Below are 14,231 nucleotides of genomic sequence, written 5' to 3'. Positions count from 1 at the left end.
AGGTACCGTATTCGATCGGATGCGGGTGCCGGCAATGCCTGGCCGCCGGGACACCGGTCCCGGTTCGCATCCTGAAAGAATTGATTCTACACGAAGCCGTTGACAGATCAACACGCATTTGAACAGCGCATTTGCGGCGTGTCAAAACCACGAAATCCCATCTGTCGACACCGTCGGGGCGAGCAGGCGTAAAGAAGCCCGCGCGCCTTGCGGCTGCGCGGGCTCGACCGGCCGGGGCCGGTCATGACAGGCGCACTGCCTGGCCTGCTGTTTAGTGCTGGTAGGCGCCCAGGTCGTAACCGGTGCTGGCGTTACGCGGACGGCCGTCGATGTCGGTCGGGTGCGCGTAGGTCGCGATGCCGCGGCCGATCACGGGCGAGCTGGTGCTCGGCTTGAAGTTGGGGAAGGCGGCGGTACGCGAGTAGCCGGCCAGCAGCGGATCGGAGGTGATCGTGCCGCTGTGCTGCAGGCCATTGCGCAGCTGCCAGTTATAGGTCGTGTTCTTGAACACCAGGTTGTTCTTGTAGGTGTTGCCGGTGCCGGTCTTGCCCTGCTCCGAAATGCCGTACTTGTTGTCGTACACGATGTTGTTGTGGACGTGGACGTTGTTGGCGCCGCCGCTGGTGAAGTAGTAGTCGCCACCGCCGACGATGATGCCGAAGACCGACGAGCTCACCGTGTTGTTGATGATCTTGACGTTGGTCGCATCGTGCCACAGGTGGATGGCGGCCGAGCCGACGCGGTAGACGACGTTGTTCTTGATCGTGCCCGAGGTGCTGACATAGATGCCCTGGACGTAGGTGCAGCCGGCCGGGCCGATGTCGTGCACGACGTTGCCGATGACGTCGCCCATGACGCCCTTGTAATAGCTGTCGACGCCGATGGCCGAACCGCCGGCGCTGCTGCAGGCGATCGTGTTGGCCAGGTGGTGCACGCGGTTGCCTTCGATGACGTTGTAGGAGCCGCCGGTGTAGATGCCGAGCGTCCACTTGGTGCCCGAACCGAGCTTGGAACCGTCGACCTCGAAGCCGATGATGCTGACGTAGTTGCCGCGGTTGTCCCAGGCCGTCTTGTTGGTCGAGCTCGCTGGCGGCACGATCTTCGCGCCCCACTTCGTGGTCGAGACCCAGTAGATGCGGCTGCTTGCCGTGCCGCTGGCGGTGGTCTTGAAGCCACCGGCGTAGGTGCCGGGCGCAACGAAGACGGTGGTGCCCGGACGGGTAGCGGCCTTCGCGGCGCGCGCCAGGGTCTTGAACGGTGCTGCCTTGGTGCCGGCGGCGGTGTCGGAACCGTTCGGCGACACATAATAGTTATACGGGGTGGTTGGGGTGGCGGCGAGGCCGCCGGCATTCAGCGCGCGGTATTCGTTGCTCTCGCGGAAACCTTTTTCAACCTGCTCGATCGTGACACCGTTGGCCATCGCATTCGTCCAGAATGCCAAGCCGCCGGCGTCCGGCTCACGCTTCAACAACTCACGGTACAGCTCGGTAACCTGTTGGGTCGCCGAAGCGCCCGCAGTGACTGCCGCAGCGGTGTAGCCACTCATGGCAAAGCTGTCGGCTGCCTGGGCAGCGTTCGCTGCGGAAACGGCGCACAGGGCGAACAAGGCGGCTGCGGTAGCGCGGCTCACTGGGTTGAGGCGGAGGACGGTCGTAGCGTGCTTTTTCATGCAGATATTTCCTAATGTAAAAGTTGAATTACGTAACCTTTGAGCGCAGGAAACTTCTTAAGTTCAATGTTTTTCGGAAAAAATTTCTTTGTAGTATCAAGTGCTTAAGCCATTTTTCCGCGTGGATATGGAACATCGACATTGTTAAATCGGCGCCCACCCCACGGCGCACTCGCCGGGCCGGCCTTTGCCCCACGGGCGCCCTCCGCGATCACATCGGCGCGCCGGTACGGCACGCGCAGCCGATCCCGGCAGGCGTAAAAAAACCCGCGCGCCTTGCGGCTGCGCGGGTGTTCCTCAAGCCGGCCCGGGTACTGCGGCCGTGCCTGGTACTGCTGCTTAGTGCTGGTATGCACCCATGTCGTAGCCGGTGCTGGCGTTACGCGGACGGCCGTCGATGTCGGTCGGGTGCGCGTAGGTCGCGATGCCGCGGCCGATCACGGGCGAGCTGGTGCTCGGCTTGAAGTTGGGGAAGGCGGCGGTACGCGAGTAGCCGGCCAGCAGCGGATCGGAGGTGATCGTGCCGCTGTGCTGCAGGCCATTGCGCAGCTGCCAGTTATAGGTCGTGTTCTTGAACACCAGGTTGTTCTTGTAGGTGTTGCCGGTGCCGGTCTTGCCCTGCTCCGAAATGCCGTACTTGTTGTCGTACACGATGTTGTTGTGCACGTGGACGTTGTTGGCGCCCGCGGTGGTGAAGTAGAAGTCGCCGCCGCCGACGATGATGCCGAAGACCGACGAGCTCACCGTGTTGTTGATGATCTTGACGTTGGTCGCATCGTGCCACAGGTGGATGGCGGCCGAGCCGACGCGGTAGACGACGTTGTTCTTGATCGTGCCCGAGGTGCTGACATAGATGCCCTGGACATAGGTGCAGCCGGCCGGGCCGATGTCGTGCACGACGTTGCCGATGACGTCGGTCATGACGCCCCTGTAATAGCTGTCCACGCCGATGGCCGAACCGCCGGCGCTGCTGCAGGCGATCGTGTTGGCCAGGTGGTGCACGCGGTTGCCTTCGATGACGTTGTAGGAGCCGCCGGTGTAGATGCCGAGCGTCCACTTGGTGCCCGAACCGAGCTTGGAACCGTCGACCTCGAAGCCGATGATGCTGACGTAGTTGCCGCGGTTGTCCCAGGCCGTCTTGTTGGTCGAGCTCGCTGGCGGCACGATCTTCGCGCCCCACTTCGTGGTCGAGACCCAGTAGATGCGGCTGCTTGCCGTGCCGCTGGCGGTGGTCTTGAAGCCGCCGGCGTAGGTGCCGGGCGCAACGAAGACGGTGGTGCCCGGACGGGTAGCGGCCTTCGCGGCGCGCGCCAGGGTCTTGAACGGTGCTGCCTTGGTGCCGGCGGCGGTGTCGGAACCGGTCGGCGACACATAATAGTTATAAGGGGTCGCGGGGACGGTGGCGCTGCTCATCACGCCAGGGGTGGCGGACGTCTGGGCGCTGGCGCCGGCGGCAACGGTAGCCAGCGCAAGAACGGCGACGGCACGGAAGATGGCGTTGGTACGGACTGCGAAGGCTTGTTTGATCATGCGGAAATTTCCTGAGGTAAAAAGTGAATACGTTACCTTTGAGGGTAGGAAACTTCCTTAGTTCAATCTTTTTGCGTGTAAATTTTCCCCGAGTAATAAAGAAGCAAGATCGTTTCTTTCGTAGAAATCGAACAGCGTTCTGATCTATATCGTGTTTGAAGCGGCAACTAAGGAGCCGAGGCCGGTGTCTTACCGTATGACCAAATAACGCAATCTCTGCGCGGAGACCCCGATGGGCATTTATATGCAACTACGAGAAACGCTGAAAGAAGGCGAGCACTACGCCGGCATCATCCTCGGCAAGGACGGTGCGCCCGACCACCACCTGATCCTGCTGCCCGGCGATGCGGCCGACGTCAGCTGGCCCGGGGCGCTCGACTGGGCTATTGCGCAGGGCGGCGAACTGCCGAACCGGCGCGAGCTCTCCCTGCTGTTCGCCAACCTGCGCGAGCAGTTCGCGCGCGAATGGTATTGGTCGTCCGAGCCGCACGAGACGCGGGCCCAGCTGGTGTGGGGTGCGAATTTTGCCAGCGGCATCCAGACGGTGTACGGGCGTCCGTTCCGCGGCCATGCGCGCGCCGTCCGGCGGGTCGCCATCGAGTGAGTCGGCGGGGCATGGGGCGGCGCCGGCGGACACCGGCGCGCGACAGGATCATGCAAGCGGCCCCGGATTGCCCGGGGCCGCCGTTCTCTTACATCGATGCCGAACGCGCTTGCGTCGCCGACAACTGCTCGCCACTCCGGTTGCGCTGTGCCGCCATCACGCCGACGCCCAGCAAGGCCAGGCTGAGCACCGTGCCGAGCGATGGGCGCGGCATCCAGCGCATCGCCGCCTCGGTAGCGGCGGCCGGGCGCTCGCGCTGCGGGTCCGAATGGCGGCGTCGCTGCGCACGGCGGCTGCCCGCCTCGCCCGCATACAGGGCGACCATCTCACGCACGAAAGGCAGCATGTCCTGTGGACCGCGGCTCGTCACGAGATTGCCGTCGCGCACTACCTCCTGGTCGAGCCAGCTTGCGCCGGCATGCACCATGTCGTCGCGCACGCCGGGCCAGGAAGTGAGCGTGCGGCCGGAGAGCAAGCCGCAGGACGCCAGCACCCAGGGTCCGTGGCACAGGGTGGCGATCGGCTTGCCGGCCAGGTCGAAGGCGCGCACGAAGTCGCGCGCCTCCGAGGACTGGCGCAGCAGGTCGGGATTCATGTAGCCGCCCGGGATCAGCAAGCCGTCGTAGTCGCGCGCGCTGACCTCGTCCACGGTGAAGTCGACCGGGATCAGCTCGGCCGGCATGTGCAGGTTCATCCCGCGAATCTTTCCTGAGCGCAGGGAGATGGTGTCCACTTGCGCGCCCGCCGTGCGCAGCGCCGCCACCGGCGCCGTCAGTTCCACTTTCTCGAAGCCGTCCGCCGCCAGCACGGCAATGCGTTGTCCCATCAGTTTCCGTCGTCCTGCCATGGTGTCCTCCGTTGAGCGATGTGAGCGGGAAGTCTACCGAAACGGCCAGCGAGGCCGCGTACGGTTCGCAGCTGCAGCGCGCAGCATGGATGGCGCAGCGAAAACGTCGCGAAAACGCCGCCGCCATGGCGGCGGCGCCTGGGGCGGAGCGGCAGCGCCGCTCCCCTCCCCCGGGGATTACCGTGGCGGCACGCTGGCGCGCCCGATCGGCTCCTCGACATTGGCCAGGAACCAGGCGGTGGCCGTCATCACGGCGACATGGCGGCGCAGGTTGTCAGGATCGACCTTGTCGAGCGTGTCGGCGGCCGTATGGTGGTAGTCGAAATAGGTGGCGGTATCGAGCAGCGGCGCGAAGCTTGGCACGCCCGCGCGCTCGAGGCCGGACAGGTCGCCGGTCGAGAGCGCATCCTCGCGCCGGAACAGCCCGGCGCCGATCGGGTGCAGCGCTGCCTGCAGCGGCGCAAACAGGCGGCTCGAGCTCGCCGGCACGCTGGCGCGCAGGCCGAACGGGCGTCCGGCGCCGTTGTCGCTCTCGATCGCGCCGATATGCTTGTCGGCATTCGCCGTATTCGCCTCCAGGTAGGTGCGTGCCCCGCGGGTGCCGTTTTCCTCGTTCATCCAGGCGATCATGCGGATCGTGCGGCGCGGCCGGTAATCGAGCTTCTTTAGGGTATCGAACACGGCCATGGCGCTGGCCACGCCCGAGGCGTCGTCGTGCGCGCCGGTGGCCAGGTCCCAGGAATCGAGGTGGCCGGAGACGATCACGACCTCGCCCGCCTTGTCGGTGCCGGGCCAGTCGGCGATCACGTTGTAGCTGTCGGCATCCGGCAGGTTTTGCGGCGTCAGCACCAGGCGCATGGTCAGCGGGCCGCGTTGCGACAGGCGCCGCATCAGCAGCGCGTCCTCGACCGAGACGGCCGCGGCCGGAATGCGCGCGCCGTCCTGCAGGCCGGTGTTGCCGGTATGCGGCAGGCGGTAGTTGGCGCCGCCGACCGAGCGCACCAGCGCCGCCGCCGCGCCCATCTCGGCCGCCATGCGCGGGCCGTTGGAACGGTAGTTCGATCCCTGGCCGTAGGCCTGGCCGGCCAGCCCGCGCTCGGCCATGCCCTGGTCGAAAGGCACGTCGAACAGCACGATGCGCCCCTTCACTTCCTGCGCCCGGGCCTTGAGTTCGTCGAAACTGGAGACCACGATCACCTGGGCGCTCAGGCCTTCGGCCGGGGTGGCGCCGGAGCCGCCGAGGGCGGTCAGCACGACGCGCTGGGTGATGCCGGCCGGCCGGCCGCGGTACTCGACCAGTTCGCCCGTTTCGATGCCGCGCACCCAGTGCGGCACCTTGACCGGCTGCAGCGTCACTTTCGCGCCGAGCTTGCGCATGGCCTCGGCCACCTGGGTCACGGCCGCGGCCGCGCCAGGCGAGCCGGACAGGCGCGGGCCGATCAGGTCGGTCATGTCCGCCATCCGCTCCCAGGCGTAATCGCTCGCCATGGCGGTGTCGCGGATCTTGGCGAGCGCGGCCGGGTCGTTGCCGGGGCTGGCGGCCCCGGCGGTGCCGATGAAGAGCGTGGCGGCAGCCAGGCCGAGCGCGTGTTGACGGAAGCGGATCATGCGTTCTGTTCCTTCGATGGTTTGTGGAAATAGAACGATAGCGCAATCGGCAAGATTTGGCTGTCTTTACAACACCGGGGCGGCAGGCCGGGGCGTCCCCGCCCGCCATGCGCGCGCAGCTAGGCGCGCGGGGCCTGCACCAGGCGCAGCAGGGTGATTTCCGACGGTGCCCCGAAACGCTTCGGCGGCCCCCAGTAGCCGGTGCCGCGGCTGGTGTACACCCACAGGCGCTGGACCCGGTGCAGCCCGGACACGAAAGGTTGCTGCAAGGGCACGAACAGGTTCCAGGGGAAGAACTGGCCGCCGTGGGTGTGGCCCGACAGCTGCAGGTCGAAGCCGGCATCGAGGGCGGCCGGGGCGCTGCGCGGCTGGTGCGCGAGCAGGATCCTGACCGCCGCGTCCGCGGGCGCACCGGCGAGCGCGGCGCGCGGGTCGCTGCGGTGGGCCGGGTTGAAGTGGTGGGCCGAATAGTCGGCGACGCCGGCGATCACCAGCGAGGCCGCGCCGCGCCGGCGCAGCACGTGCCCGTTGAGCAGCACCGTCAAGCCGAGGCGGCGCACTTCGGCGATCCACTCTTCGGCACCGGAATAGTATTCGTGGTTGCCGGTCACGAAGAAGGCGCCGTCCGGGGCCGACAGGCGCCCCAGCGGCTCGGTATGCACGGCCAGGCGCTGCACGCTGCCGTCGACCAGGTCGCCGGTGACGGCGATCGCATCGGCCTGCAAGGCGTTGACGCGGTTGACGATGGCGTTCAGGTAGGGCCGCTTGATGGTCGGGCCGACGTGGATGTCGGATATCTGGGCGATCGCATAGCCATGCAGCGCCTCGGGCAGGCCGGCGATCGGCACGTCGACCCGCACCACGCGCGCCACGCGGCGCGCGTTGACGAAGCCGATCACGGTCACGGCCAGCGCCAGCAGCGGCACCGCAACGGCGCTCCAGTGGGCCAGCCCCGCACCGGCGACACCGCCCAGCCAGGCCAGCAGCAGGACGAGGTCGCGCAGGACGGCGAGCACGAAGAAGGAGGAAAACAGGCCCATCGCCACCAGGCCCAGCCAGCCGAGCTGCTCGGACCAGCGGCGCCGGCGCAACGAGGACGACATCAGCCCGACCGGCACCAGCAGCAGGGTCGACACCAGCATGAGCGCCGTCAGGACCAGCAGGCCGGGGCGCTGCATGCCGATGTCGGGCAGCAGGCGCAGGCCGAGATAAACGTGCAGCAGGAGGTGCAGGGAAAAGACGACGAACAGCTTGCGGCGGGCTGGCATATAAAAGGGACCTGGAGGAACCTGGGATGGGTAGCCGAAACAAGATGGGGCGGGCCCGGCGGACTGCAAGGGCATTGTTACAGGCCCGGTACCACTTGTAATAATCTGTATTAGCAGATGAGTCGATGCGCGGGCTTGGATATAGTTCATCCATGCCCTGGCGTCACAGTGATCATCCCGATCCTCGTTGAGGCAAAAAGGAAGAGCCATGTTGAACAAAAAATGCTTTGGTGCGGTGATCCTGGCCGCCGTTGCCGTCTCGCCCTCGGCATTCGCTGGCGACCGTGGCGTCAATACGGCGGTCGGCGCGGTGCTCGGCGCAGCAATCGGCCACAGTGCAGGCGGTAGCGGCGGCGCGGTCGTCGGTGGCGTCCTCGGCGCGGCCGTCGGCAATTCGATCGGCGGCCACAACGACCGTCGCCATTACGACAACCGCGGCTACGGGTATAACCAGGTGTACGTCCAGCCACGTCCGGTCTACGTCCAGCCGCGTCCGGTGTATGTCCAGCCACGCCCGGTGTATGTCCAGCCGCGTCCGGTCTACGTCGAGGCGCCGCGCTACTACCGCCAGCCGGAGGTCGTGTATGTTGCCCCTCGTCACCGCGGTCACGGCCGTGACTACGACCGCGGCTATCGCGACTACGATCGCGGCTACGGCGACCGTGGCCACCCGGGCTACTATCACGACGGCTATCGCCGCTGATCCGGGCGCACACCCCTCCACCTGAAAGCCGCGTCCCCGACGCGGCTTTTTATTTGTGGCCGCGACAGCGCCTTCCCTTTGCGCCGGTTTTCCCGTCTCCCTCCGCTAGACCCGGGCAGCGGCGCCTGTGCCGCATCGACGGGGGAAGCATGGAGCACAGCGGCGACATCGTGACACTGGCGGGCGGCCACTACCGGCTGCGCGAGCAACTGGCCGCGTCCGCCTACGGCGTGGTCTGGCGCGCCGAGCGCGACGGTCTCGGCGCGGTCGCGCTCAAGCTGGTCAACCGCGACCAGATGGCGCGCGCCGAGCCGGCCCTGCGCGGGCACTGGCGCGCCTGCGCCGAACGCGAGATCGCCTTCCTGTCCCGGCTCGCCCCCTGGGACGCGCGCCATATCGTGCGCCTGCTCGACCACGGCCTGCACCAGGGCCTGCCGGCCATCGCCCTCGAATTGCTCGACGGCGACCTGGCCGCGCACATGGCGGCGCAGGCGGCCAGCGGCCGGCGCATCGGCCTGGGCCAGTGCCTGCTCTGGCTGGCCCAGGTCAATGGCGCCCTCGCGAAAGTCCACCAGCACGGCTGGCGCTACCTCGACCTCAAGCCCGCCAACCTCTTGCTCGACAAGGCCAGCGGCAGCCTCAAGCTCGCCGACTTCGGCACCAACCGCAGCCTGCTCGACGCCGCCGCGCACTCGTATGCGGGCACCGCGAGCTGGCAGGCGCCCGAACAGTTCTTCCCGGCCCCGTCCGGCGGCTTCCTGACCGATGCGCGCACCGATTATTTCGCGCTCGGCGCCATCTTCTTCTATCTCGTCACCAACGGCGCTACCCTGCGCTACGCCAGCGCCTGCCGCGAGGCCTGGCGCGCGCACGGCGCCGGCGCGGCCACCCGGCTCCGCAGTGCCGGCGCCGGCGCCCTGCCCGCGGTGCTGGCGCCGGACGAGGAGGCGCACTTCCTGGCCTGCGCCGCCGGCGCCGAGGGCGATCCGCGCGCCGCCCTGGCGCTGCTGCGCGCCCTGCTCGCCGGCCGCCGCGAAGAGCGCCCGCGCCATGCGCTCGAGATCAGCCGCCTGATCGGCGCAGCAGCGCAAGGCGGCGCGCACTGCCGGAGGGCTGCCTGATGCGCGCCGCCGGCCGCCTCGCCGCCTGCGCCCTGCTGCTGGCGCTGTGCGCCCTGCAGGCCCTGGCCGTCTGGCGCAGCCCGCCGGCCTGGCTGCCGCAGCGCATCGAGATCCGGCTCGCGCCCGGCGCCGCCATCGCACTGGGCGGCGCCGAGCTGGGCGTGGCCGCGCAGGCCGCCGAGCTGCGCATGCGCCGCGACGCCGCCGGACGCTGGTGGGCAGCCGGCGGCGCCGCTCCCCTGCGCTTCGAGCGCGCCGGCGGCCTGCTGCGCAGCGGCACGCTCGCGCTGCAGGCGGGCGGCCGCTTCCAGCTCGGCGCCGCGCGCTATACAGTCGAAGCGATCGACGGCCAGGCCCTGCGTTTCGGTGACGGCGCCCAGCGCTGGCGCTACGACGGCGCGACGCTGTGGCGCGACGGCGCCCCGCTCGCCGCCTGCCCCGGCGACGGTCCGGGCGCGCGCCTGGCCGGCGCCTGGAACCGCTGGCTGCCGCGGGCGCTTGCCCTCGAGCGCCCGCTGCTGTTCGGCGGCAGCCTCGATTGCGGCACCCGGATCGGCAACCCGCATGCCGCGCCCGGCAGCGCATCCCTGCGGTTCGCCGACGGCGCGCCTGTGCTATCCGTGGCGGCGGCTGCGCGCACGCCGCTGCTCGTCGAGCAGGGCGGCATGCCCTTCGAACTCGCGCTGGCCGAGCAGCCGCTCGAGGGCGTGCGCGCCCTCACCGTCGCCCGCACCCGGATGGACCTCGGTCTCGACGCCGGCGGCGGCGTGCTGCGGCTGCAGCCGCGCAGCCGGGTCGCGCTGGCGCCGGCGCCGCTCGCATTCCCAGCGCTGCCGGACGGCGTGCGCTGGACCTGGGAACGGCGCGCGGCCTGGGCCTGGCCGCTTGCAGCCTGGCCGTTTGTCCTTGCCGCGCTGGCCGCCGCCGTGCTGGGCTGTGCGCTGGCATGGCGCAGCCTGGCCGCGCGCGGCCGGGCCGCTGCCGCGCACTGCGGCGCCGGCCTAGCGCTGGCCAGCGCCGGCCTGCTCCTGCTGCTGGCCCAGCGCGCCGGCATGGCGCCCGGCGTCGCCTGGTCGCTGCTGCTGTGCTGGGCGGCGCTGTGGTACGGGCTGGCCTGGCGCGCCGGCGCCGTGCTGCAGGCCGGCGTGCTGCTGCTCGCGGCAGGCCTGCTGCTGCAACTGGAACTGGGCCTGGGCGCGCCCGACAGTTCCTGGCTGCGCCACTTCCAGAAAACCGCCTGCGCCACCGCGCTCGGCATGGGATGCGCCGGCGCCTTCGCTAATGCGGCGCTGCGCCGCGCCGCACGCCTCGCCCCGCTGGCCCAGGCCCGGACCGAAGCGCTGCTCCTGCTACTGGCCGGATGCGCGCTGGCGGCCTTGCTGGCGCAGGTCGCCTGGGGCGACGAGACCGGCGTGTTCGACCTGCAGCCGGTCGAGTTCGCCAAGCTGGCCCTGTGCATGCTGGCGGCCCACTGCATCGCGCTCGGGCTGGGCATCGGCCGCGGGCGCGCCGGCCCCGGCAGCGGCAGCGGCGCCGGCACGCTGCTGGGCTGGCTGGGGTGGCTACGCGTCGCCGCACCGGCCCTGCTGTTCGTCGTCCTGCTCGGCGTAGCCCTGGTCCAGGTCGACGATTATTCGCCGCTGATCCTGCTGCTGGCCTGGGGCGCAGCCATGCTGCTGGCCTGGGCCTTCGCCGCGCGCCGCGCCGGTCCGGCGCTGGCGGTCGCCGCGCTCGGCTGCGCCTGCCTGGCGGGACTGGCCGTGCTGCGCGGCGCCGGGATCGAGACGGCCAACGAGTGGCAGTTCTATGGCGAGCGCTTCGGCATCTGGCTCGATCCGGCGGCCCACCCGCACACCGGGCAGCAACTGCTGCTGGGCGCGGCCGCGATCGCGGGCGGCGGCTGGTTCGGGGCCGACGGCCTGCTGGGACTGGCGGCGCTGGGTCAGGGCGCGCGGGAGGCGCTCGCGATTCCCGCGGTGCAGGACGATTTCGCGCCCTCCTTCCTGCTACAGCGGCACGGGCTGGCCGCGGGACTCGGGCTCTGGACGCTGCAGGCGCTGCTGCTGTGGGCGCTGCTGCATGCCGCGCTGCGCGCCTGGCAGCAAGGCGTGCTGGCGCGCGACTTCCGCCACGCCTGTAGCGGGCGCTTTCGCTGCTTTGCGCTGTGCGGCGGCGCTGCCTTCCTGTTCGGCCACTTCCTGCTGTCCTGGGGAACCAACCTCGCGTTTTTCCCGATCATGGGCCAGCCGATGAGCTTCCTGTCCGCGGGCGGCTCGCACCTCCTGTTTTTCATCTTCCCCCTGCTAGCGTTTGCTGCCGCGGGCGCCAACACCATCGAGGAGAACTGAATCATGCCGGTCTACGTCCAACACCAAACCTTGAGTCGCGTCAGCGACGTGTTCAACGCCGAAGCCATCTGGCAGGCGCCGGGCCTGGCGCTGTTCAACCGCCGCCCGCTGCTGCGCGACCTGCTCGAGCGCGCGCCGCGCGAGCAGCGCGGCCGCGCCGCGACCCGCTGCTTCTCCCACGTGACGCTGGTGCTGCCCCAGGACGAGGTGGACGACGACCGCCACCTGACCCGCGGCGCCCGCGTGCGCGACCTGGCGCAGACGCTGCAGGCGCTGCACCAGAAGGATTTCGGCGACCTGCTGGGCAGCGACGAGGTGCGCTATCACGTGCTCGGTTCCGAGCACCTCGATCCCGGCCACGTGGAGGTCAAGTTCGGCCACGCGGTCTACCTGCCTGCGCCGGGCGAACAGGTGCAGTACACGGTCAGCGTCTCGCGCGACAGTGCGATCTGGCAGCCGGTCTGCCCGGTCTACCCGAACCAGCGCCTGACCGTGCTCGGCCGGGACGGCGCGCTGGCCACCCATGCCGTCCCCGGATGGCCGTTCGCGCCGGATGCCGTGGTCGTCCTCATCAACGACGGCCCAGGCGCGCCGCTCGACGTGCAGGTGCGTCCCAAGGAAGCCCTCGACTGCAGCTTCGACGCCGCCAGCGGCTATTACACGATCCGCGCCAGGCAGCCTGCCGCTGCCGAGGCCGCGTCGGCTACCTCGGCGCGCCTGCTGTTGCGGGTCGCACCGGCGCCGGCAAGCGCGCCGGCCAGGGCAGCCGCTCCCGCACCCGCAGCCGCTGCCGCGCCGCGTGCCGCGGCCGTGTGGAAAACCCGCGCGCGCACGCCGGCCGAAGCCGAGCTGACCGCCGTGCCGGCCATGCAGCGCCCGCGCGCCCAGCCGCCGGCGCAGGGCGCGCCCGACGCCACCTATGCCCCGGTGGCGCGCCAGCGGGTCGCGCTGGCCGCGATCGCCCTGCCGCGCCTCTCGCGCTATCGCGAGACCGGCGCGGCGGCCGTCGAATTCGGGATCGGCCGCGACCTGGCTGCCGGGGCGCTGGACGAGGATTGCCTGATCGGCTTTGCCGCCGACGAAGCCGACGAGGTGGTCGCGATCACCAAGGACGGCCGCCAGCGCATCGCGGTGCCGAACCGCTTCGCCCCGCTCGACGGCGTCGACCTGCGGGTGCTGGCCCCGGCGCCGGCGATGGCCGAGCGCTACTGCGCCCTGGTCTGCCTGCCGCAAGCCCCGAGCCTGCCGGTGCTGGCCGGCACCCGCCATGCTTTCGGGCGCGCGGCGCCCATGCTGGCCGGGCTGCGCGTGCTCGATGCCGCGACCTGCCTGCGCGGGCCCGACGGGGTCGACCTGGGCGGGGCCGACCGCCTCGGGCTCTCGCGCAACGCCTTCGCCTTCGAGGCCACGCCCGAGGGCTGGCGCGTCGCCCGCGCCTCGCCCACCCAGGCCCTGTACCACCTCGACGGGCAGCTCGGCTTCGTGGCGGCGATCGAGGCGGCCGGGCCCGATGCGCCCTACCTGGTGCCGAACGGTCACCACCTCGTGGCCGGGCATTACGTGCTGCGCGTCGAGGCGTAGGCGGCATGCCGGCCCCATTCGTGGCGATGGCCTGCCTCGGCGCCGCGCTGCTGGCGACGCTGGCGCTGGCCGCGCGCCTGACGCCGCCCGCCTGGTGGCGCCGCCCGAACGCGCGCGCGCTCGCGGTGCTGTTACTCGGCACCGGCATCATCGGCGGCGCGCTGTGGTGGATCGCCGGGCCGGCGGGCGGCCCGCGGCCGCTGCAGGCATCGGCGGCGGCAGGAATCGAGAAGCCCCTGCCCGGGCGCAGCTACCGGGTCGCCGACGCCCTCAACCTGCGCGCCCAGCACGGGGTCGGCGCGCGCCGCGTGACGGTGCTGGCGCCCGGTTCGGTGGTCACGGCGACCGGCGCGCGCGAGGGCGACTGGTGGCAGGTGCGCGCGCAGCTGGACGGACAGTCCGTCGAAGGCTGGGCCAGCAGCCTGTGGCTGCGCCGCGCGGACGAAGGCCGCTGATGTTGACAGACCTAGCGCGCAGTAAAGCGCATCGGGTTGACCGTCAGCCCCTTCACGCACTGCAGCGGCCCGGTGCGCTCGAAGCCGAAGGCCTCGTAGACCGGCACCGCGTAGCTCGACGCATTGACGGTGAAGCTGCCGCTGCCGCCGCGCTCGATCGCAGCGCTGCGCGCGACCTCCCACAGCCTGCGCGCCAGCCCCTGGCGGTGCCAGCGGCGGTCGACGAACAGGTGGAACAGGTGGTCGTTGTTGCGGATGGCGATGAAGCCGGCGAGCTCGTCTTCTTCGAGCGCCACATGGTAGGCGTGGCCGCTGCGCACGTAAGCACGCAGGCCGGCCTCGTCGTTCTCGCGCAGGAAAGTACAGGCCCCCTCGCGCGGCGACTCGTGCACGATGAACTCGAGGGCGCTGGCGCGAAACAGGCGCGCCATGGCGGGCAGGTCGGGGTCTTCGCAGGGGCGGATGATCATCGTTCGCGCGCGCTTTGCCAAAACGCC

At 70.0% G+C, this 14,231-nt stretch carries 12 protein-coding genes; 6 read left to right on the top strand and 6 right to left on the bottom strand.

What is annotated here, in order from left to right:
* Nucleotides 1-271: 271 nt before the first annotated feature.
* Together ACFPAH_RS11615 and ACFPAH_RS11610 are read right to left on the bottom strand one after the other, a co-directional pair.
* On the bottom strand, nucleotides 272-1,669 hold the full coding sequence (locus ACFPAH_RS11615; protein WP_379745001.1) for a DUF4214 domain-containing protein: 1,398 nt from the start codon (nucleotides 1,667-1,669) through the stop codon (nucleotides 272-274).
* Nucleotides 1,670-2,008: 339 nt separating this feature from the next.
* A complete protein-coding gene (locus tag ACFPAH_RS11610) occupies nucleotides 2,009-3,199 on the bottom strand; it encodes a right-handed parallel beta-helix repeat-containing protein (protein WP_379744998.1) in 1,191 nt (396 codons plus the stop codon).
* A 232-nt stretch (nucleotides 3,200-3,431) separates the two neighbouring features.
* Between ACFPAH_RS11610 and ACFPAH_RS11605 the strand changes: the two genes are divergently transcribed.
* A complete protein-coding gene (locus ACFPAH_RS11605; protein ID WP_379744995.1) occupies nucleotides 3,432-3,803 on the top strand; it encodes a DUF1566 domain-containing protein in 372 nt (123 codons plus the stop codon).
* Nucleotides 3,804-3,891: 88 nt separating this feature from the next.
* On the opposite strand, the gene ACFPAH_RS11600 is transcribed toward ACFPAH_RS11605, so the two are convergent.
* The 3 genes from ACFPAH_RS11600 to ACFPAH_RS11590 all read right to left on the bottom strand — a co-directional run bounded on the left by ACFPAH_RS11600 (nucleotide 3,892) and on the right by ACFPAH_RS11590 (nucleotide 7,526).
* Entirely contained in the window at nucleotides 3,892-4,629 is a 738-nt protein-coding gene (locus tag ACFPAH_RS11600) for a type 1 glutamine amidotransferase domain-containing protein (protein ID WP_379744992.1), read from the bottom strand.
* A gap of 198 nt (nucleotides 4,630-4,827) precedes the next feature.
* A complete protein-coding gene (locus ACFPAH_RS11595; protein ID WP_379744989.1) occupies nucleotides 4,828-6,258 on the bottom strand; it encodes a M20/M25/M40 family metallo-hydrolase in 1,431 nt (476 codons plus the stop codon).
* A gap of 119 nt (nucleotides 6,259-6,377) precedes the next feature.
* On the bottom strand, nucleotides 6,378-7,526 hold the full coding sequence (locus ACFPAH_RS11590; RefSeq protein WP_379744987.1) for a metallophosphoesterase: 1,149 nt from the start codon (nucleotides 7,524-7,526) through the stop codon (nucleotides 6,378-6,380).
* Nucleotides 7,527-7,734: 208 nt separating this feature from the next.
* On the opposite strand from ACFPAH_RS11590, the gene ACFPAH_RS11585 reads away from it, so the two are divergent.
* The 5 genes from ACFPAH_RS11585 (at nucleotide 7,735) to ACFPAH_RS11565 (ending at nucleotide 13,734) form a co-directional block, all read left to right on the top strand.
* Complete coding sequence (locus ACFPAH_RS11585) at nucleotides 7,735-8,229, top strand: glycine zipper domain-containing protein (protein ID WP_379744984.1); 495 nt, start codon at nucleotides 7,735-7,737, stop codon at nucleotides 8,227-8,229.
* Between the two features lie 149 nt (nucleotides 8,230-8,378).
* Nucleotides 8,379-9,350 (top strand): protein kinase domain-containing protein, encoded by a 972-nt coding sequence (locus tag ACFPAH_RS11580; protein ID WP_379744981.1) that lies wholly within the window; start codon nucleotides 8,379-8,381, stop codon nucleotides 9,348-9,350.
* Nucleotides 9,350-11,698: an FtsW/RodA/SpoVE family cell cycle protein gene (locus ACFPAH_RS11575; protein WP_379744978.1), complete on the top strand. Its 2,349-nt coding sequence runs from the start codon at nucleotides 9,350-9,352 to the stop codon at nucleotides 11,696-11,698. Before ACFPAH_RS11580 ends, ACFPAH_RS11575 begins: the two co-directional genes overlap by 1 nt.
* Before the next feature lie 3 nt (nucleotides 11,699-11,701).
* Entirely contained in the window at nucleotides 11,702-13,279 is a 1,578-nt protein-coding gene (locus tag ACFPAH_RS11570) for a hypothetical protein (RefSeq protein WP_379744975.1), read from the top strand.
* A gap of 5 nt (nucleotides 13,280-13,284) precedes the next feature.
* On the top strand, nucleotides 13,285-13,734 hold the full coding sequence (locus ACFPAH_RS11565) for an SH3 domain-containing protein (protein WP_379744972.1): 450 nt from the start codon (nucleotides 13,285-13,287) through the stop codon (nucleotides 13,732-13,734).
* Between the two features lie 11 nt (nucleotides 13,735-13,745).
* Here the strand turns inward: ACFPAH_RS11565 and ACFPAH_RS11560 are convergent, their stop codons facing one another.
* On the bottom strand, nucleotides 13,746-14,204 hold the full coding sequence (locus tag ACFPAH_RS11560) for a GNAT family N-acetyltransferase (protein WP_379744969.1): 459 nt from the start codon (nucleotides 14,202-14,204) through the stop codon (nucleotides 13,746-13,748).
* Nucleotides 14,205-14,231 lie beyond the last annotated feature (27 nt).

The sequence above is a fragment of the Massilia sp. GCM10023247 genome (assembly GCF_042653325.1).
Lineage (GTDB): Bacteria > Pseudomonadota > Gammaproteobacteria > Burkholderiales > Burkholderiaceae_D > Telluria.
Note: the sequence above shows the minus strand (reverse complement) of the source record. Positions and strands in the feature narration are given on the sequence as shown.

What these genes read in the sequence shown, in the direction of transcription:
- ACFPAH_RS11565 (WP_379744972.1), top strand. Translation starts at nt 13,285, where the DNA reads ATGCCGGCCCCATTCGTGGCGATGGCCTGCCTCGGCGCCGCGCTGCTG.
- ACFPAH_RS11560 (WP_379744969.1), bottom strand. Translation starts at nt 14,204, where the DNA reads ATGATCATCCGCCCCTGCGAAGACCCCGACCTGCCCGCCATGGCGCGC.
- ACFPAH_RS11595 (WP_379744989.1), bottom strand. Translation starts at nt 6,258, where the DNA reads ATGATCCGCTTCCGTCAACACGCGCTCGGCCTGGCTGCCGCCACGCTC.
- ACFPAH_RS11580 (WP_379744981.1), top strand. Translation starts at nt 8,379, where the DNA reads ATGGAGCACAGCGGCGACATCGTGACACTGGCGGGCGGCCACTACCGG.
- ACFPAH_RS11585 (WP_379744984.1), top strand. Translation starts at nt 7,735, where the DNA reads ATGTTGAACAAAAAATGCTTTGGTGCGGTGATCCTGGCCGCCGTTGCC.
- ACFPAH_RS11570 (WP_379744975.1), top strand. Translation starts at nt 11,702, where the DNA reads ATGCCGGTCTACGTCCAACACCAAACCTTGAGTCGCGTCAGCGACGTG.
- ACFPAH_RS11615 (WP_379745001.1), bottom strand. Translation starts at nt 1,669, where the DNA reads ATGAAAAAGCACGCTACGACCGTCCTCCGCCTCAACCCAGTGAGCCGC.
- ACFPAH_RS11610 (WP_379744998.1), bottom strand. Translation starts at nt 3,199, where the DNA reads ATGATCAAACAAGCCTTCGCAGTCCGTACCAACGCCATCTTCCGTGCC.
- ACFPAH_RS11605 (WP_379744995.1), top strand. Translation starts at nt 3,432, where the DNA reads ATGGGCATTTATATGCAACTACGAGAAACGCTGAAAGAAGGCGAGCAC.
- ACFPAH_RS11575 (WP_379744978.1), top strand. Translation starts at nt 9,350, where the DNA reads ATGCGCGCCGCCGGCCGCCTCGCCGCCTGCGCCCTGCTGCTGGCGCTG.
- ACFPAH_RS11600 (WP_379744992.1), bottom strand. Translation starts at nt 4,629, where the DNA reads ATGGGACAACGCATTGCCGTGCTGGCGGCGGACGGCTTCGAGAAAGTG.
- ACFPAH_RS11590 (WP_379744987.1), bottom strand. Translation starts at nt 7,526, where the DNA reads ATGCCAGCCCGCCGCAAGCTGTTCGTCGTCTTTTCCCTGCACCTCCTG.